This is a genomic window from Kocuria sp. NPDC057446 (assembly GCF_042802875.1).
In the GTDB taxonomy this organism is placed as follows: Bacteria; Actinomycetota; Actinomycetes; order Actinomycetales; family Micrococcaceae; genus Kocuria.
In genome coordinates this window covers 37,184-54,719 of record NZ_JBHVDI010000006.1, presented here as the reverse complement: position 1 = coordinate 54,719, position 17,536 = coordinate 37,184, and the positions used below count along the sequence as shown (strand labels likewise).

The 17,536-nt window shown below is 68.2% G+C and carries 18 protein-coding genes; 15 read left to right on the top strand and 3 right to left on the bottom strand.

What is annotated here, in order from left to right:
• The coding region (locus tag ACFU0Y_RS01810) for a glycosyltransferase family 2 protein (protein WP_380212733.1) at positions 1 to 482 on the bottom strand (482 nt) is incomplete at its 3' end.
• Positions 483 to 977: 495 nt separating this feature from the next.
• On the opposite strand from ACFU0Y_RS01810, the gene ACFU0Y_RS01805 reads away from it, so the two are divergent.
• The 12 genes from ACFU0Y_RS01805 to ACFU0Y_RS01750 all read left to right on the top strand — a co-directional run bounded on the left by ACFU0Y_RS01805 (position 978) and on the right by ACFU0Y_RS01750 (position 12,925).
• Positions 978 to 1,814, top strand: a complete 837-nt coding sequence (locus ACFU0Y_RS01805) for a glycoside hydrolase family 26 protein (RefSeq protein WP_380212732.1) — start codon at positions 978 to 980, stop codon at positions 1,812 to 1,814.
• A gap of 659 nt (positions 1,815 to 2,473) precedes the next feature.
• Positions 2,474 to 3,100 carry a hypothetical protein gene (locus tag ACFU0Y_RS01800; RefSeq protein ID WP_380212731.1) on the top strand — a complete coding sequence of 209 codons (627 nt, stop codon included), beginning with the start codon at positions 2,474 to 2,476 and terminating at the stop codon, positions 3,098 to 3,100.
• A 68-nt stretch (positions 3,101 to 3,168) separates the two neighbouring features.
• Positions 3,169 to 4,554 carry an ice-binding family protein gene (locus tag ACFU0Y_RS01795; RefSeq protein WP_380212730.1) on the top strand — a complete coding sequence of 462 codons (1,386 nt, stop codon included), beginning with the start codon at positions 3,169 to 3,171 and terminating at the stop codon, positions 4,552 to 4,554.
• A gap of 665 nt (positions 4,555 to 5,219) precedes the next feature.
• Complete coding sequence (locus tag ACFU0Y_RS01790; RefSeq protein WP_380212729.1) at positions 5,220 to 6,212, top strand: Bug family tripartite tricarboxylate transporter substrate binding protein; 993 nt, start codon at positions 5,220 to 5,222, stop codon at positions 6,210 to 6,212.
• Positions 6,209 to 6,748 carry a tripartite tricarboxylate transporter TctB family protein gene (locus ACFU0Y_RS01785; RefSeq protein ID WP_380212728.1) on the top strand — a complete coding sequence of 180 codons (540 nt, stop codon included), beginning with the start codon at positions 6,209 to 6,211 and terminating at the stop codon, positions 6,746 to 6,748. Before ACFU0Y_RS01790 ends, ACFU0Y_RS01785 begins: the two co-directional genes overlap by 4 nt.
• On the top strand, positions 6,745 to 8,250 hold the full coding sequence (locus tag ACFU0Y_RS01780) for a tripartite tricarboxylate transporter permease (RefSeq protein ID WP_380212727.1): 1,506 nt from the start codon (positions 6,745 to 6,747) through the stop codon (positions 8,248 to 8,250). Before ACFU0Y_RS01785 ends, ACFU0Y_RS01780 begins: the two co-directional genes overlap by 4 nt.
• Positions 8,222 to 9,136: a sugar kinase gene (locus ACFU0Y_RS01775; protein ID WP_380212726.1), complete on the top strand. Its 915-nt coding sequence runs from the start codon at positions 8,222 to 8,224 to the stop codon at positions 9,134 to 9,136. The genes ACFU0Y_RS01780 and ACFU0Y_RS01775 overlap by 29 nt, the downstream gene beginning before the upstream one ends.
• 8 nt (positions 9,137 to 9,144) lie before the next feature.
• Positions 9,145 to 9,888: an IclR family transcriptional regulator gene (locus ACFU0Y_RS01770; RefSeq protein WP_380212725.1), complete on the top strand. Its 744-nt coding sequence runs from the start codon at positions 9,145 to 9,147 to the stop codon at positions 9,886 to 9,888.
• Positions 9,876 to 10,502: a bifunctional 4-hydroxy-2-oxoglutarate aldolase/2-dehydro-3-deoxy-phosphogluconate aldolase gene (locus ACFU0Y_RS01765; RefSeq protein WP_380212724.1), complete on the top strand. Its 627-nt coding sequence runs from the start codon at positions 9,876 to 9,878 to the stop codon at positions 10,500 to 10,502. The genes ACFU0Y_RS01770 and ACFU0Y_RS01765 overlap by 13 nt, the downstream gene beginning before the upstream one ends.
• A 45-nt stretch (positions 10,503 to 10,547) precedes the next feature.
• Entirely contained in the window at positions 10,548 to 11,597 is a 1,050-nt protein-coding gene (gene mgrA, locus ACFU0Y_RS01760) for an L-glyceraldehyde 3-phosphate reductase (protein ID WP_380212723.1), read from the top strand.
• Positions 11,598 to 12,074 carry a heme-degrading domain-containing protein gene (locus ACFU0Y_RS01755; protein WP_380212722.1) on the top strand — a complete coding sequence of 159 codons (477 nt, stop codon included), beginning with the start codon at positions 11,598 to 11,600 and terminating at the stop codon, positions 12,072 to 12,074. It abuts the gene before it with no gap.
• Between the two features lie 320 nt (positions 12,075 to 12,394).
• Positions 12,395 to 12,925 carry a GNAT family N-acetyltransferase gene (locus tag ACFU0Y_RS01750; protein WP_380212721.1) on the top strand — a complete coding sequence of 177 codons (531 nt, stop codon included), beginning with the start codon at positions 12,395 to 12,397 and terminating at the stop codon, positions 12,923 to 12,925.
• Between the two features lie 208 nt (positions 12,926 to 13,133).
• Here ACFU0Y_RS01750 and ACFU0Y_RS01745 read toward each other — a convergent pair whose 3' ends face one another.
• The gene (locus tag ACFU0Y_RS01745; protein ID WP_380212720.1) at positions 13,134 to 14,021 is read right to left on the bottom strand and encodes a DoxX family protein; all 888 of its coding nucleotides are present in this window, start codon (positions 14,019 to 14,021) and stop codon (positions 13,134 to 13,136) included.
• 91 nt (positions 14,022 to 14,112) lie between these two features.
• Here ACFU0Y_RS01745 and ACFU0Y_RS01740 point away from each other — a divergent pair, with 91 nt between their 5' ends.
• From ACFU0Y_RS01740 to ACFU0Y_RS01730, 3 genes are all read left to right on the top strand, one after another.
• The gene (locus ACFU0Y_RS01740; RefSeq protein ID WP_380212719.1) at positions 14,113 to 14,694 is read left to right on the top strand and encodes a TetR/AcrR family transcriptional regulator; all 582 of its coding nucleotides are present in this window, start codon (positions 14,113 to 14,115) and stop codon (positions 14,692 to 14,694) included.
• Between the two features lie 537 nt (positions 14,695 to 15,231).
• Positions 15,232 to 16,350, top strand: a complete 1,119-nt coding sequence (locus ACFU0Y_RS01735; RefSeq protein ID WP_380212718.1) for a hypothetical protein — start codon at positions 15,232 to 15,234, stop codon at positions 16,348 to 16,350.
• 162 nt (positions 16,351 to 16,512) lie between these two features.
• A complete protein-coding gene (locus ACFU0Y_RS01730) occupies positions 16,513 to 17,022 on the top strand; it encodes a serine O-acetyltransferase (RefSeq protein WP_380212717.1) in 510 nt (169 codons plus the stop codon).
• A gap of 110 nt (positions 17,023 to 17,132) precedes the next feature.
• On the opposite strand, the gene ACFU0Y_RS01725 is transcribed toward ACFU0Y_RS01730, so the two are convergent.
• Positions 17,133 to 17,531, bottom strand: coding sequence for a hypothetical protein (locus ACFU0Y_RS01725; protein WP_380212716.1), 399 nt, complete (start codon positions 17,529 to 17,531; stop codon positions 17,133 to 17,135).
• Positions 17,532 to 17,536: the final 5 nt, after the last annotated feature.

Sequence of the window (17,536 nt, the reverse complement as noted above, 5' to 3'; positions counted from 1 at the left end):
AGGGCCGCGCCGCTGATCGCGCACCCGGTGCCGGCGAGCACGTGGGTGGTGCCGCGCCGCAGGCTGGTGTCGGTCCAGGTCGCAAATTCGGCCTTCTGCAACCTCGACAGCAGATCAGGAGCCTGCATGGTGAACTTCGACGAGGACCCGCCCAGGTGGGGCGAGTCGGTGAACTCCTGCGCCCAGTCCGCAAAAGCATGCGGCGGCAGCCAGGTGTCGGCGTCAATGCACACAACCATGTCGGCGTCCTGGGCGTACCGGGCCCAGGCACGATTGAGCGCCTCCGACTTCCGGTGCTCCAGCTGCGGCAGCTCCATGACGGTCACCGGATACCCTCGCGCCACCTCGGCGGTGTCATCGGTGCACCCGTTGGGGACCACCACGACGTGATCAGCCGGCCGGTCCTGATCCAGGACAGCCTGGATCGTGGTTCCGATGCTTGCGGACTCGTTGTAGGCAGGCACCAGCGCAACGATTTTCATTCGGCCCCCCAGCCATGAATGTGCAGGGGCCATGTGGATCTATCAGCACCACCCCCACGGTGTGAACAAGAGGCGGCGCCGTCGCGCGAAGTCCCCACTTCTCCGCGGATCGCCGGAGCCCCCTGCTCCCGAACTACCCTCAACTATGCTTAAGCAATAAGCTACTGCCAAGTATTACATGATATGTCATTGGTGACTTGTCACTAACTTTGGGGACAACGGATTGGCAGGACTCAGTGGGCTTCTGTCGGCGCTGGCTACACTTGGCTGACCATGACGACCCCTCGCCCGGCGCATGACGTGCCGTCCTCGTGGCGCCCGGGCCACGAACACGGCCGCCGGCCGACCCGCCGAGGGGTGCTGCTCGGAATGGGAGCACTAATGCTCACCGGATGCGGTGGTTCCCCGGCGTCACGGCCCTTTGCTCCTCCTGTGCGCACCCGTTCCCTGGAGCACGGGGTGTGCCTGCCCGCAGGCCCAGCGGACCGTGCGGGCGTGAGCACCTACAACGCCATGGTCGGATCCCCCGCACAGTGGATTCTCCTGTTCTGCGACTGGGCCCTGGAGCGCCCACCGCTGCAGACCCTCGATGCGGCCCTGGCCCAAGGGGCGGTGCCGGTTCTGACCTGGGAGCCGTGGCACGCGCCCGCCTCAGAGGAATCACCCTCCGTTGTGGTGGAGCAAGCACAGTTCAGCTTGGTCCGGATCGCCGCAGGAGACCACGACGACCACATCCGCACCTGGGCCCAGGAACTGGGGCGATGGGGGCGCGACGTCGTGCTGCGTTTCGCCCATGAGATGAACGGTGACTGGTATCCCTGGGGTGCCGGTGTGCAAGGAAACACCGCGGAGCATTACGTGCAGGCCTGGCGCCACGTCCGCAACATCTTCGACACCGCCGAGGCTGACAATGTGCGCTGGTGCTGGGCCCCCAACGTCCCCAACGGGCTCACGACCAAGACACCCGGGACGCTCACGGACTACTTCCCAGGCCCTGAAACCGTGGACCTGCTCGGCCTTGACGGTTACAACTGGGGACAGCCCGGCCCCACCGGCTGGATTCAAGCACACAGCCTGTTCCAGGAAGGAATCCAGCAACTGCGGTCCCTCGACACCGACCTGCCGATCATCATCACCGAAACAGCATCGGCAGAAGACCCCGACGACGGTGAAGCCAAGGCCACCTGGATCACCGAGGCCTTCACGTACTTCGAACAACAAGGCGATGTGAAAGCCATCATCTGGTTCCACCTGGACAAGGAACTCGACTGGCGCATCAACTCATCGCCACAATCCCAAGCCGCCTACCACAACGCAGTGGCACGCCTGTAGCCCACCACACTGCCGGTGTCCTTTGTCGGCGGAGGACCCCGCCGACAGGCCCACAGCAAAAACGTGCTGGACTTCCTTCGGGTCTGCTGCCCGGGCGCTACACCACTACCTGGGGCTTGACCGATTCAGCCGAGTCTGGGGCGGTCCCAGGGCGGGGCTGACCGCTTCCCATGGGCCCGATCGTTCCCGCTGATGCATTGGGCAATACTCGCTGTTATCAGTAGTTGATGCCGGTGGACGCCGGCTGTCGTTCACCGATGAGCGCCTGGTTGTTGCTGGGCAAGACGTTCGCTTTCGGCTCGGACGCATACGGATCCTTTGACGACCACGGAGCGCAGACCCTCGTGCTGCGCACAGAGGTTGAGCATTTCTGAATCGCTCAGGATCTGTCCCTTGTCCACCGGACCCGGGCCCGCGCCCAAGCGTGTGTGACGGGATACGTCAGCTGATGACACCATTTCGATTTCCGTTCGCACATGGGGGTATGTGCCAGCGCCACCGGTGATGGACAGAAGTCCTGGAGAGCCACCGAGGCAGAACATATGGTGACCGCGGTTGACCGAGGACCCCCATCGCCGACCAGCCGCACCCTCCACCCCATGCAGCGACGGCACAGGACAAGGCCCTACCTCGGGCTCCGTCGCGGAACAGGACCCCCCATGCGCACTCCCTCCCCTCGTGCCCGCAAGATCGCCGGTTTCTCCGCCGCCCCTGTCGCCGTTCTGGTGGCCGGTCTCATGGTGTGGCAGGGCTCCACGGCCGCTTTCACGGCCACCACCCGCAATGCCGGCAACTCCTGGGCCACCGGCCAGGTCGCCCTGACCGACGACGACGCCGGACGCGCCGGGTTCACCGTGCAGAACCTGGTTCCTGGCCAGACCGGGCAGAAGTGCATCGAGGTGACCTCCAACTCCACCGTCGCCGGCGAGGTGCGCGCCTACACCCAGAACCTCTCCGGCTCCGCCGCCGGACTGCAGGACCACATCGACCTGGTCGTCGAGCGCGGCACCGGCGGTTCCTTCGACAACTGCGACGGCTTCAGCCCCGTGCCCGGCGCCCTGCCGGCTCAGTCGCTGTCCACCCTGGCCCAGGTCAACAACAACTACGCCACCGGCGGCGCCCGGTGGCAGACGGCCGGCACGGCCGGGGAGTCGACGACCTACCGCGGCACCTGGACGTTCGACACCACCGGGCTGACCCCGCAGCAGGTCGACGCCCTGCAGGGCGCGAACGTGAGCGTGGACCTGGTCTGGGAGCTGCAGAGCGCCGACGCCCCGGCCGGCTGAGCCGTTTCTCCGTGCGGAACCGGACCGAGCCAACCCCCAGCCCCACCGCCGAGCCAGCACCTGAGGGTATGACGGCCGCACTGTGGGGCTGGGCCCGGCTGGTCACCGGCACCGCCGCCCAAATCTACCTAGTGATGCTCGCCGCCCTGGCCGCGATCGCCCTCATCCCGGCCGTGTTCGGCTGGAGTTCCACCGTCATCCAGACCGGGTCCATGGAACCGCACATCGACCCCGGTGACGTCGTCGTGCTCTCCGCGCTGCCCGACGACCAGCCCGTGCCGCTGGGAGGCGTCGTGCAATTCACCAGCCCGGCCCCGGCCCAGCCCGACGGCATCGAACGCTCGGTGCTGCACCGGATCGTGATCGACCACGAGGACGGCACCTACGCCACCGCCGGGGACGCCAACGCCGACGTCGACTCCACCCCACTGATCCGGGAGCAGATCACCGGCCAGGCCCGCCTGCTGGTGCCCTTCATCGGCCTACCCGCACTGTGGGCCGACGCCGGCCGGCAACTGCCCCTGGCCTTGTGGGCCTCCGGCACTGTGGCTGCGCTGCTGCTCACCCTGACGGTCTTCGCCCCGCGCAACCACAGCGAGGACCTCACCGACGGCGCGGACAGCGACCACAACACACGACAGCTGCCCGTGCTCGCCCGCCGCAACGCCCTGGCCGTGGCCGGCACCGCGCTCCTGGCAGGGCTGGTGTCCGCCCCGATGCCACCGAGTACCGCGGCCTTCACCGCCCGCACCGGGACCCGGGCGTCCTGGCGGGTTGCCGCCCCGCCACCAGCGCTGACCCTGGGCCGGGCCGCCCCCTACGGTCTGCTGGCCTCCACCAGCGTCATCAATCAGACCCCGGGCGGGCACGAGACCGCCGTGAGCGCCAACGTCGGAACCTCCCCGGGGACCAATATCGTGGCGCTGCACAACACCGGCTCGCGACCCAACGTGACCGGCGCCGTCGAAGCCGGCACCCCGGCTGCGGCCGCTGCGATGACCGACGCCCGTGCCCTGGAGAGCGCCCTGCTGGCCCGGCCCGTCACCGCCAACCGCTCGGCGGCACTGACCGGCCCGATCACCGCCGGGGTCTACACCAGCACGACCGGGGCGTTCACCGTCTCCTCCACCCTGACCCTGGACGCCCAAGGGGACCCGACGGCGGTGTTCGTCTTCCGCGCCACCACCCTGACCGCTGCCCTGAACAGCCAGATCATCCTGGCCGGAGGAGCCAGAGCCGCCAACGTCTACTGGGTCGCGGCCGGGAACATCACCCTGGGAGCCAACACCACCACCCGTGGCACCTACCTCGCCCGCGGCGCCATCACGGCCAACCTCAACTCCGGCGGCCCCACCCAGCGGTTTACCCTGGAGGGTCGCCTGATCAGTCTGGGCACCGCATCCCCCGGTGGGACGATCGACCTGAACCGGCCCACCATCACCCTTCCCGCCTGAGCAACCACTCACCCTGCGAAGACCCAGATCCCCATGACAAGACGAGCGTTCCGGTGCACAGGAAACCGCCTCAAGCGTCTTCTGGAGGGAGAAGCCGTCGATCGCCTGATCGAATGATGGCCGTGGAATACCGTCCCGGCCGCTAACCGGTCTTATGAAAAGTCGTAAAGACTAGACCTGCGCTTTCCGCACATCGTGAGGTTCCGGGTGAAGGCCTTGGCACTCCCCCGATTGGCCCCTGACGTGGGATACCTCTGCCCGGGCATCGCAAGGCGACGTGGTGCGCATGACCTCACTGGTCCCGTCCTCCCGGTGGTGAGCCATGTGGGTGGCGCGCACGACATGTCCCGCGTGGCGCTCGGCCATGAGGACGCACCACACCTTCGCCGGCATGACCGGCCCCGTCGGCACCGAGACGATACGGGGGTTCCTTGCCGCATGCGCTCCAGCGCGCCGACAGGCACGCGCCGCGCCCCCTGGTCTACATCAGGACGAATCGAGTTGCCCGATGGAGAGCTTGGTTGCGGGCGGCCCTGACGGCTGCCCGATGCCACTCGTCCTCGACACATCCGTGGTGACTCTTGTCACAGGCACGTATCCGGCCATACGCTTGTGCGACATACACAGCGTTGTTGCAATATACGCAACATAGAGGAAAGAGGACGATGATGTCCGCACGATCGACGACCCGGCGCCGGCGCAGCATCACGGTGACTACCGCGCTGACCGGCTTGCTAGTGCTGAGTGCATGCGCTGACCGCGGCGGCGCTTCTGCTGCCGGTGGTGAGTTTCCTTCCGAGACGATCACTTTCATGACGCCTACCTCCGCCGGGGGCGCGACCGACCTGACGGCTCGCACGCTGGCTACGGAGATGGAGGAGGACCTCGGTGTTTCCATCGTGGTGGAGAACCGTCCCGGCGGGGCCGGAAGCGTTGGTATGGAGCACCTCGCAGCTCAGACCGCCGATGGCTACACCATCGCGGTCCTGCCGGTGGAGGTCAGCCTGCTGGGACACCAGGACTACGAGATCGATCCTGCCGACTACGACTTCCTCGGACAGGCGAACTCGCAGCCCGGGACCATCGCGGTCCCGGCCGACAGCCCCTTCCGCACCCTGGAGGACCTGGTCCACGCGGCCCAGGAGGAACCGGGCAGCGTGGCCGTGTCCAACGCCGGGCCCGGGTCCATCTGGGAGTTGGGCGCCACCGAGCTGGGCAACGCCGCCGGCGTGGAGTTCAAGAACGTCCCCTTCGACGGGGGCGCCCCGGCCGTGACGGCAGCCGTCGGTGGACAGGTCGACGCGGTCGTGGCCGGCATCGGTGAAACGGCGCCTGCCCACGAAGATGGCCGTTTGCGGGTGCTGGCGGTCTTCACCGAAGATCGCGCGCCTGCCCTTCCCGACGTGCCGACGGCCTCCGAGCAGGGCCACGACGTGGTGATCGGGAGCTGGGCCACGGTCGCCGCACCAGCCGGACTCGACCCGGAGGTCGCCGGCACCTTGGAGAAGTCCTTGGAGAAGGCGGTCTCCTCCGAGGCCTACGTCTCCTTCATCGAGAAGGGCGGCAATATCCCGCTTCACCGTTCCGCGTCCGAGACGGAAGAATTCGTCAACGCCGAGAGCAGCCGCTTCGCCGAGCTGGTCGGAGCCGGGTCGTGAAAGACGTGCCGGTGCTGAGCGCGCCGGATGTGGTGGCCGACACCGGTTCCACGGTTGTCACCGACCGTTCCGCGGCGGAGCCGGCGCCGGGGCCCGGGAAGATCAACGGACGCGGCCTCCTCGTGGCCCTGGCCGTGGCTTTGCTCGGTGGCACGGCGGTATGGTCGGCCACCGCCCTGGAGCTTGCGGTGGTGGATGGATCCGTCGGTCCGGGATGGTGGCCGACGGTGCTGGGCGGCTTGCTCGTCGCCGGTGCCGTGGCCATCGCGGTCGTGGCCCTGCGACGACCTGATCCGGTGCCGGAGGGCCGCGTCAGCGCCCACGGTCTGGGGCGGTTGGGAGCCGTCGTCGCGGCGATCGTTGTGTACGGCATCGGCTGGCAGTTCTTCCACTTCCTGCCGGTCACGGTCGTGTTCCTGTCCGTCTTGCTGTTCGTCACCGGCGGGCGGGGGATCAAGGCGTTGGTGGTGTTTCCGGCACTGACCGCAACGGTGCTGTACGGGTTGTTCGGTCTGCTGCTGCGGGTGCCGCTGTGAACGCCGTGGTCGAGGGTGTCACCGCCCTCCTGGATCCGACCATCGGGCTGTGCCTGCTGATCGGGGTGCTCCTGGGCACGCTGGTCGGCGCCGTGCCGGGGATCACGGCGACGATGGCCGTGGCCCTGGCCGCCGGATTCACCCTGACGCTGGAACCTCTCCAGGGCCTGGCCGTGCTGCTGTCCATCTATGTGGCAGCTCAGTTCGGCGACCGGGTGCCTGCCATCCTGGTGAACACCCCGGGCACCCCGGCCTCCATTGCTTCCACCTTTGACGGGTATCCGCTGGCGAAACAGGGCAAGGCGGGCATCGCGCTGACCAGTTCGGCGCTGGTCTCCGCGGTGGGCTCGATGGCCGGGATCCTCATCCTCGTGCTCGCCGCCCAACCCCTGGCCTCGGTGGCCCTGCGTTTCGGCCCGGCCGAGATGTTCGCCCTGGTCGTGTTCGGCCTGACCATGATGGTCGGGGTCTCGGGCAGCAACGTCCTGAGAGGCCTCGTCGCTGGGGCGGCAGGCCTGTTGCTGGGCACCGTCGGACGCGATCCCATCACCGGCGATACCCGGTTCACCCTCGGGTTCTCGGAGCTCAGTTCTGGCATCCCGTTCATCGCAGCGATCATCGGTCTGTTCGGGATCGCGGAGCTCTTCAACCAGCTGGCCGAAAGGCGCAAGAAGAACAACCCTGTGCCCATCACCCAACTGGGAGCGTGGTGGCCCACCCGGGCGCAACAGCGGGAGCTGCTCAAGCCCTCCGCCATCGGCACCGGGGTCGGTGCCGTCGTGGGTGTGGTCCCCGCCGCCGGCGGGGACATCGCCGGCGTCATCGCCTGGGCGCAGGCCAAACGTGCCTCCAAGCACCCGGAAAAGTTCGGGCACGGCTCGCTCGAGGGTCTGGCAGCGGCCGACAGCGCGAGCACGGCGACCATGGGCGGGTCCGTCACCACCACACTGGCCCTGGGCGTGCCCGGGGATTCCGTGATGGCCGTGATGATCGGCTCCATGATCATCTGGGGACTCCAGCCCGGCCCTGCCCTGTTCGTGGAGTCGCCTGATCTCGTCTACAGCCTGGCCACCATCATGGTGTTCGCCACGTTCCTGGCCCTGGCCCTGGCCCTCGTCCGGATGCAGGGCGTGGTCAAGTTGCTCGCCCTGCCGCAGCAGTACCTGACGGCCATCATCATCGCCTTCTGCATCGTAGGCACCTACGCAGTGCAGAGCAGCGTCTTCGACGTGGTCCTCATGCTGTGCTTCGGCGTCGTCGGTCTGCTCATGCGCCGGTTCGGTTTTCCCGCCGGCCCCATGGTGCTGGGTCTGATCCTGGGCCCCCTGGCCGAGAGCAATCTGCGTCGGGCCCTCGTCATCGACGGCTTCGGGACTGTGCTCACCAGTCCCATCGCCGTCGGTCTCCTCCTCCTCAGTCTCGGCGCTGTGTTGCTGCCGTGGCTCCGTTCCACCTCGAAAGCGAGGAAGCTCCGTGCCCGAGTCCCTGAATCCGTCCGGTGACGGCCCCGCCGTCCTGTGCCTGGGCGAGACGATGGCCCTCGTCGCACCGGCCGCCGCTGAACCCCTCGAGACCGCGGAGAGTTTTGTTCTCTCCGCCGGGGGCGCCGAGTCCACCGTCGCTCTCTATCTCTCCGGTGCGGGGCACCGCGCCGCCTGGTTGAGCCGTGTGGGCGACGACCCCCTGGGCCGGCGCCTGCTGCGGCAGATGCAGACGCACGAGGTCGACATCTCGCTCGTCGGCTTGGACCCCAGCGCCCCGACGGGGGTGTACTTCAAAGATCCCGGCGAGAGCGCCACCACGGTCTACTACTACCGTTCCGGCTCGGCCGCCTCGACGATGGGGCCCTCCGTCCTGCACGACGTCAACTGGGCGCAGCTACCGGTGCTGCACCTGTCCGGCATCACTGCTGGGCTCTCTGCGAGCTGCCGTGCCCTGCTCCATGCCGCTTTCCCCACCGCCCGGGACCACGGCACCCTCGTGTCCTTCGACGTCAATCACCGACCGGGGTTGTGGTCAGCTGAGGAAGCAGCACCAGTGCTCGCCGAGTGCGCTCGGCAGGCCGATCTCGTCTTCGTCGGCCGGGACGAGGCCGAGACGCTGTGGGGCACCGGTGACTCCGAGGAACTCTACGAACTCCTCGGGGCGCCACAACACCTGGTGGTCAAGGACGGAGCAGTGGGCGCCACTGACGTCTCCGCCGCCGAGTCCGTGTTCGTGCCCGCTCACACCATCGATGTCGTGGAGGTAGTCGGCGCCGGCGATGCCTTCGCCGCCGGATACCTTTCCGGGGTGCTCACCGGCGAGCAACCCGGTGCACGGCTGGCGCTGGGCCACACCCTGGCCGCCCGCGCCCTCTCCAGCGTCCACGACTTCGATCTGGTGTAGTGGGCGCCATGTCACAGAGCATTCAACGGGCCATCGAAATCCTCGAGTACGTCAGTATCCAGCCCCGCACGCCCAGCGAGGTCGGCGTGCACTTCGACATCCACCGGTCCACGGCCTTGCGCACCCTGCAGACCCTCACCGAGAGCGGACTGACTCGCCGACGGGAGGACGGGCGCTACGGCGTGGGCTACCGCCTGGCCGGACTGGCCAACCTCGCCCTGGACCAGTTCGACCTGGCCAATATCGCCCACCCCCACCTGCAGGAACTGGGGCGCCGGTGTGGGCACACGGTCCATCTGGCCGCCGTGCAGGGCCGGTCCATCGTCTACGCCGACAAGATCGAACAACCCGGCATGGTGCGGCTGTACTCCCAGATCGGCCACCCGGTCACGATCCACACCTCCGGGGTCAGCAAAGCCATCCTGGCTTACCAGACCCCGGAGTTCGTGGAGCATGTGCTCAGCGGCGTCGACTTCTCCCGCTACACCGCCACGACGATCACCTCCCGCGAGCAGTTCCTGGAGCAGCTGGCCCAGGTCGTGGAACGGGGCTACGCGGTGGACGACGGCGAGTACGAAGACTTCCTGCATTGTGTCGCCATGCCACTGCGCGACGCCACCGGCCAGGTCACCGGGGCTGTGTCGATCACCGCCCTGAAAGCGCGGGCCACCATGGACGACCTCGTGGACCTGCTGCCGGCCTTGAGAACCACCACCACCACGATCTCAGAGGAGTTGGGATGGCGTCCGTAGACGACCTTTTCGACAGTACTTTCGCCCACACATCGGTCATGGCCATCCTGCGCGGCTACACGCCCGAGCGCACCGTCGAGCTGGCCACCCGCGCCTGGGAACTCGGCATCGACTGTGTGGAGGTCCCGATCCAATCACCTGCAGCCATTGAGGCCCTGGCCGCGACCGTCGCCGCCGGGCGCGACCACGGGCGTGTGGTGGGTGCGGGCACCGTCGTGAGCCTGGAGCACCTGGAACAGGCCGTCGCGGCCGGAGCGGGCTTCACCGTGGCACCGGGCCTGGACCTCGCCGTGGCCCAGGCCAGCATCGCAGCAGGATTGGCTCACCTTCCCGGAGTCGCCACCGCCTCGGAGATCCAGCGTGCCGCCGATCACGGCATGCACTGGGTCAAAGCCTTCCCCGCCATCAGCCTCGGAACCTCCTGGTTCCACGGGATGCGCGGGCCTTTCCCCCAGATCAAGATCGTCGCCACCGGCGGCATCAACGCCCACAACGCCCCGGAGTACCTCGAGGCCGGAGCCGATGTCGTCGCGGTCGGATCCGCCCTCGAGGACCCGACGCAGCTGGAGCTATTGGCAGCACTGATGCCCTCACCGTCCACCACCGCCCCCTAAGCACCGCGGACACTCACCGCCCACCCCGAGAACAAGGACACACCCGTGCAGACCACCACCAGCCACTACACCCCGACCCCCACCCGGTACGACACGATGCATTACCGCCGGGTCGGCAACAGCGGGCTGAAGCTGCCCGCCGTGTCCCTGGGCATGTGGCACAACTTCGGCGACGACACACCCTTGGACCGGCAGCGCGCCATCATCCGCCGCGCCTTCGACCTGGGCATCACCCACTTCGACCTGGCCGATGGCTACGGCCCGCCCGCCGGCGCCTCCGAACGCAACGTCGGACGGCTCCTGGCCGAGGACTTCCGTGGGCTGCGCGACGAGCTGGTGATCTCCACGAAGTCCGGCTACCCGTTCTCCCCCGGCCCCTACGGCACCGGCAGCTCCCGCAAGCACCTGCTGGCCGCCTTGGAGCGGTCCCTCGACAACCTCGGGCTGGACTACGTGGACATCTACTACAGCCACCGCTTCGACCCGGAAACTCCCGTGGAAGAGACCGCTGCAGCCCTGGACACCGCGGTCCGGCAAGGCAAAGCCCTCTACGCCGGCGTCTCCTCCTACTCCCCCGCGCGCACCCAGGAGATCGCCACCGCACTGCGCGACCTGGGTACGCCTCTGCTGATCCACCAACCCTCCTACTCCCTGCTGAACCGATGGGTCGAGCACGGCACCCCCAGCCTGCTCGACGTCCTGGCCGGCGAAGACACCGGTTGCATCGCCTTCTCCGTCCTGGCCCAGGGCCTACTCACCGGCAAATACCTCAACGGCGTACCCGCCGGCTCCCGGGCCACCCAAGGCAAAACCCTCAAGGACGGCATGCTCTCCGAGGAGAACCTCGACCACGTCCGCGCGCTGGCCCGTATCGCCGAAGAGCGAGGACAGTCGCTGGCGCAGATGGCCGTCGCCTGGGTCCTGAAAGACCCCCAAATCTCCTCCGTGCTGGTCGGCGCGAGCAGGCCCGAGCAACTGGACGACACCGTCCAGGGGCTGCAGGGCCCGGACTTCACCACCGAGGAGCTCTCCCGCATCGAGGAGCACGCCCTCGACGGCAGGCTCAACCTCTGGACCGTCTCGAGCGAGGCATAGATGACCGCCGACCGCGCCTACCTGGAGCAGATCCAGGCCGACGAGCACGAGCTGCAATTCGCCACCTTCGACCGAGAGGACGCCTGGCGTTTAGGCAACGCACTACGCGAGGCGGCCATAGCGCAAGGCCTGCCCCTGGTCATCGGCATCTCCTTGGGCGCACAACGGGTCTTCCACACGGCACTCCCAGGGGCCACCCCGGACAACGACTCGTGGCTGGAACGCAAAGCGGCCGTGGTCACCCACTTCGAGCGCAGCTCCATGGGAGTCGGCGAGCAGTTCCGGGCACTGGGCCGGAGCTTCGAAGACGACTCGCGCCTGCCGTCCCACCGATACGCAGCCAATGGAGGAGTGTTCCCCATCAAGCTGCGCGAGTCCGGGACCGTCATCGGCACCGTCGGGGTGTCCGGACTACCCCAGCGCGACGACCACGCGTTCCTGACGCAGCAGCTACGGGCCTTCCTCTCCGGGCAGTGACCCCGGCCCCACCATCCCCGCGGCACGGTGTCCAAGAACCGGTCTCATGTGAAGGGGTAGTTGCCCGTGCATCTGAGCTGAGAGCAACCTGCGATCCGTACATAGGAGATGCACTGATCGATCGGACTCGTCGACGCGCAACTCCTGTCCTCATCGACGTCGCCGACTGATGTCCTCCGCGCCAGTCGGCAGGAGCTGCGTCGCGCATTGCACGAAGACGTTGGATACCTCTCCGCGGATGCTCCAGTCAGGGATCGGGCAGTAGGACGCAGCTCTCGGACCGGGCAAGGCATCGAGGTGCGTTGCGTAGGCTTGTTGCCGTGGCAGCGGAACGAACCTCCTCTGTGGCGCTGGTCGCCGTGGATGACACCGTACTGGCGCAGCTCGTCCGTGCCGCGATCACTGACGCCGGGGCCGATGAGGTGACTCCGCCGCTGACGGCCGGCCGAGCATGGACATCAGCCCGAGTCGGGTGGCTACGTGACTTCCATCGTGTCCGTCGCCCCGGACTGGCCGGGCCGACCGGAGAGGGAACCTGGGCTGTGGTCGTCGACGAGCTGGTCGTGGGTTCGGTCCGCCTCAAGCACACCGATGAGCCTGGCGTCCTGGAGACGGGCATATGGCTGACTCGTGGCGCCCGTGGTCGCGGCGTTGGAGGAGCAGCCACGGCCGCAGCTCTGCGTCAGGCCGCTTCACTCGGGGCGTCTGGTGTGCGGGCAGACACCACCGCCGCTAACGCGGGTGCCCTGGCCGTGCTGCGTCGCTTTGGCTTCCACCTCACGCTATCCGACGGCGGTCAGGACGTCCGGGCGCTGCTCCTTTTCGATCCAGAGAGGGACCGCTGCAAGTGACGACTGACCTGACTTGATGGCCGCTATCCGGCCATATGTAGAGCACAGGGCGTCTGTCTGCCTTGCTATCCCGAAGGAAGGTCCAGGGGTGGTCCCACCGAGTGAGTCGCCCACGGCCACCCATCACGCGGCACCACGGTCCACGGACTCAGCGGAGCCCCTGCCGGAGTGGTTCCGGCAGGGGCCCCGCTGCGACCACTGTCGCGGGCTACCGCTCGACGGTCGTGGCGTCGAGCATTGCTCTGACCTCGGGCCACGTCGCAGGTGCCTGCTCAGCGGGGAGCGTGCGGAAGGTCGACTCCTGCAGATGCGGCCGGTAGGTCCGCATGACGTGGGCGTGGAGTGCGGAGCGGGTGTAGCGGCGCATCGCGTCCTCGTCCGTCCAGCTGGACCAGGTCCAGAAGGTGGCGGTCAGCGGCTGGGCGGCCAGATCGAGCCAAAGGGCCCCTGGTGCTTGTCGCAAAGCCCGCCGCAGCCGCAGCGAAACGAGCAGAAAGCCCGGCACGTGCCGGAGCGAGCACAGCTGAAGCCGGGAGACGAGCACGATGCCGGCGTTGGGGGCCTCGTGTGTCGCTTCGGCGGGTCCGTAAGCCCGTGGCAGGGCGATGATGAGCTTCCCGGGCGCGTCGCTGAACACCGCGCGACGCCAGTGAGTGATCACCACGGCGATGGCGGAGGCGATGTAGAGCAGTTGCATGACGGCGCGCGGCAGCAGGGCGGTGGCCGGTTCCCCGGACAGCGTCAGACCGGCGGTGGCGGCGTAAACGTTCGCAGGGAACATCGCCACCATCAGCAGCGCCAGCCCACCTGCCGCCCATGCGGCCGTCCGCGGCAGCAGCAGTCCGACCGCACCGGCGAGCTCCAGCACCCCGGTGACCGTGACGAGCAGCTCAGGGTAGGGCATTACGGGCGGCACCATGGCGACGAGATCGTCGCGCAGACCCGCGAAGTGCGACACCCCGGTGACGAGGAACATCACCGACAGACCTCCGCGCAGGGCCAGGGGTGCTGACTCCCGGAAGCGGCGGCGCCCGAGGAGTGCGGCGACGCCGAGCGTAGCCAGGGTCGCGGCGAGAAAGACGAGCAGGACTGACATGATGCCCTCCTTGGCGTTCTATCTTGTCACTGACAAGACTGCGCCTCCAGCGCGATCTTGTCAATGCCTAAATATGGGATAGGGTGCAGGAATGAACCCCCGCACCTATCACCACGGCGACCTGCACCGCGCGGTGCTCGATGCCGCCGTCCAGGCCGTGCTCGAGGTGGGGCCCTCCCAGTTGAGCCTGCGGGACCTGGCGCGCCGGGCGGGGGTCTCCCACGCGGCCCCCGCCTATCACTTCGGCAACAAGGCCGGGCTCCTGACGACGCTGGCGGCGGAGGGGTTCCAGCTGCTCGCGGATCACCTCACCGAGGTGCTCGACCGCACCGGCAGCTTCCTCGAGGTCGGTGTCGCCTACGTGCACTTCGCCGTGGAGCACCGGGGGCACACCCAGGTGATGTTCCGCCCGGACCTCTACGAGGCCTCCCGCGCCGACGTCGTCCAGGCGCGCGCCGCCGCCGCCGAGGCGCTCTCCGCGGGGATCGCGACGTTGCCACCCGAGGTGGTGGGACCGGATCCGAAGGTCGCCGCCCTGGCCGCCTGGTCCCTGGTGCACGGTTTCGCGGACCTCTGGCTCGGCGGAGCGCTCACGGACACGGGAAAGGGCGATCTCACCGAGTCCGCCCAGGCGGTGGCCCGGTTCCTCTTCGACAAGGGCACAGCGGAGTAGCCGGAAGAGAGCGCCCGCGCCGGCTCCTGGACTTCCCGTGCCGCGGAGACAGGCCGCCTCGTGGGGACCCGCCGGGGTCCCGCCCGCACCAAGCTTTCCACCCGGACCCTGGCATGCCCGGCTTCCTCCCCGATGGGCACGCCGCGCGGGGGACCCACCATGACGAGGCCGGTGAGAGCGTTTCGGCCGGTGCTGGCGGACCCCCCTCCTTCCTGGAGACGATCACTCTCCCCCTGCTGACGGGCCGCTGAACCGGCCCAAGGTCCGCTCGATCGCTCCTTCACCGGTGGCCGAGTCTGCCCGCGCCTCCATCGGGACCGGGCGCTTCACGGCTGCGGTCAGCAGGCGGCACAGGTGCCGGTGCCGGTCATCGTTGCTACCCTTAACCGCATGGAGCGTGTTCAGCGATTTCTTCGCCCCCGGCCGTTCAGTGGCCGCGGGGTGGTGAGCGCGCCTTTCCAAGCCGCCTAGTCTCCGCAGGCACGGCCGGGGGAATTTCTCTTCCCAGCATCGGCCCAACCGCCTCAGGAGACTTCCATGTCGGCACTCTCGTACCTCAGCCCCGACCAGCTTGCCCGCGCGCTGGGCCTGCGTGACCTCAGCGACCCGGCACAAGGGGCGCACTCGATGCAGCTTCTGCTGGATCATCTCGTCACCGCGCTGCAGCACCAATGGGGCAGCTCCGTCCGCCAGGTCCGCAATCCACCTCTCGTTGCCGTCCGTGACAACTACGACCGTCTGGGCTACGACCGCGGTGACATCACCAGAGCACAGCGGTACACCCGCTACGTCTCGCCCACCGTGGTGCTGCGTACCCACACCAGCGCGGAGCTGCCCAGGGCCCTGCAGGACTACCGCGGCCGGACCGCCGTCGACGAACTGCTCGTCGTCCCAGGCCTCGTCTACCGGCGCGACGTCGTCGACCGCACGCACGTGGGGGAACCACATCAGGTCGACCTGTGGCGCATCCGGTCCACGTCGCAGACCACCGATCGGGACCTGCTCGAAATGATCACCACTGTCGTCGAAGCGGTCCTGCCGGGGGCGCAATGGCAGATCACCGACGTCGAGCACCCGTACACGCTCGACGGACGGCAGGTGGACGTGAACCTGGAGGGCGAGTGGCTCGAGCTTGCCGAATGCGGGCGCATCCACCCCCAGGTGCTGCACGGCTCGGGCCTGGACCCGGAGAAATGGTCCGGACTGGCCCTGGGCATGGGGCTGGAACGGGCCCTGATGCTGCGCAAGTCGATTCCAGATATCCGCTACCTGCGCTCCTCAGAGCCGCGCATCGCAGCCCAGATGCTCGACCTGCAACCATGGCAGCAGGTCTCGTTGCTCCCCAGGACGCGTCGGGACATCTCCGTCGTGCTCGACGACAGCGAGGACGGCGAGACCATCGGTGACCGGGTCCGGACAGCCCTGGGCAAGGACGCGGACCTCCTCGAAGCCGTCGAGGTCCTGTCGTTGACGCGATGTGCGGAGCTTCCGGTCACAGCTCGTGAGCGCCTCGGCATCAACGCCGGCCAGAGCAACGCGCTGATCCGGATCCACATCCGCCCGCTCCTGCGGACACTCACGTCCGCCGAGGCCAACGAGCTGCGCAACAGGATCTACCTCGCCGTCCACGAGGGTCCCCACGCCGAATTGATCTAAGCGCAAGCGCAGCCGTTGTGGATGAGCGCGAGCAGGACTCTGTCACCAGAAGCAGTATCAGCCGATGGAGGAACCTCCACCGCCCCACGGTCTGCCGCCAACCGGGCCATACGTAAAGCGGGTGGTAGGCCACCTGGACCGGATGTCTTCCAAGGTGTGGCCATGGCCGCCTCCACCCGTCCCAGTGTCCCGGCAGATGCCCGTGCGATCGCCGCTGCCGACCCCGCCGGGCAAGGCACCGCGGCCACCCTGCTCAGCTACCCGGGCCTGCACGCGGTGGCCGCCCATCGACTCGCCCACCGCCTGTGGTCCACCCGGTGGGGCAAACCGGGCGCCCAGGCCATCGCCACCGCTTCGGCGAAGGTCACCGGTATCACCATTCACCCGGGTGCGGTGATCGGGCATCGGCTGTTCATCGACCACGGCAGCGAGGTCGTCATCGGGGACACCAGCGTGATCGGCGACGACGTGACCATCTCCCAAGGTGCAAGCTTCGTCGGCGACGGCTCCCCGGGACGGCGCCACGCCCTCGTCGGGCACGGGGTGCTCATCGGTTCCGGGGCCAAGGTCGTCGGCCCAGTCGCCCTCGGGCCCAGGGCGCGAATCGGCGCGGGTGCTGTGGTCACCCACGATGTACCCGCCGACACCACGGTCGTGGGCATCAACGAATGATGAGCCCACACCGAGCCCTCCCTGCATCAGGCGCCACCGGATCCGGCGTGAGGTCGTCACACGGAGACCGGAATGTCGTCACACGGAGACCGGAATATGGGCGAAAAGGTTCAGTCGGTGTCTGCCTCGACGGGTTCGACCGTGGCGGTCGCTGCAGGGGTGCAGGGGGTTTGTGGGGGCAGTGCTGCGCTTAGGTGCGGGGCGATGCGTGCCAGCTGGGCGAGATGGCCGCAGATCTCCAGCTCGGTCAACGCGACAGGAAGCCGGGCCTTGGCAGTGCTGGCGCGGGCGGCGAGCTCGGCCAGGGCCAGCGTGTGCTCGGGACGGGTGCGGGCCACCGCGCGCAGCACCCGACGGGCCTCCGGGCTCAGCCGGGAGTCGGCGCTCGACTGGTGGATCAAGGCCTCCAGGTCCGGGCGCAGCGCGGCGAAGGCCGCCGCCCGGGACAGCGGATCCATCACGGAACTCGCCCAACTGACGTGCTCGCCGGCACGGTGGAGATCGTTCATGCGGG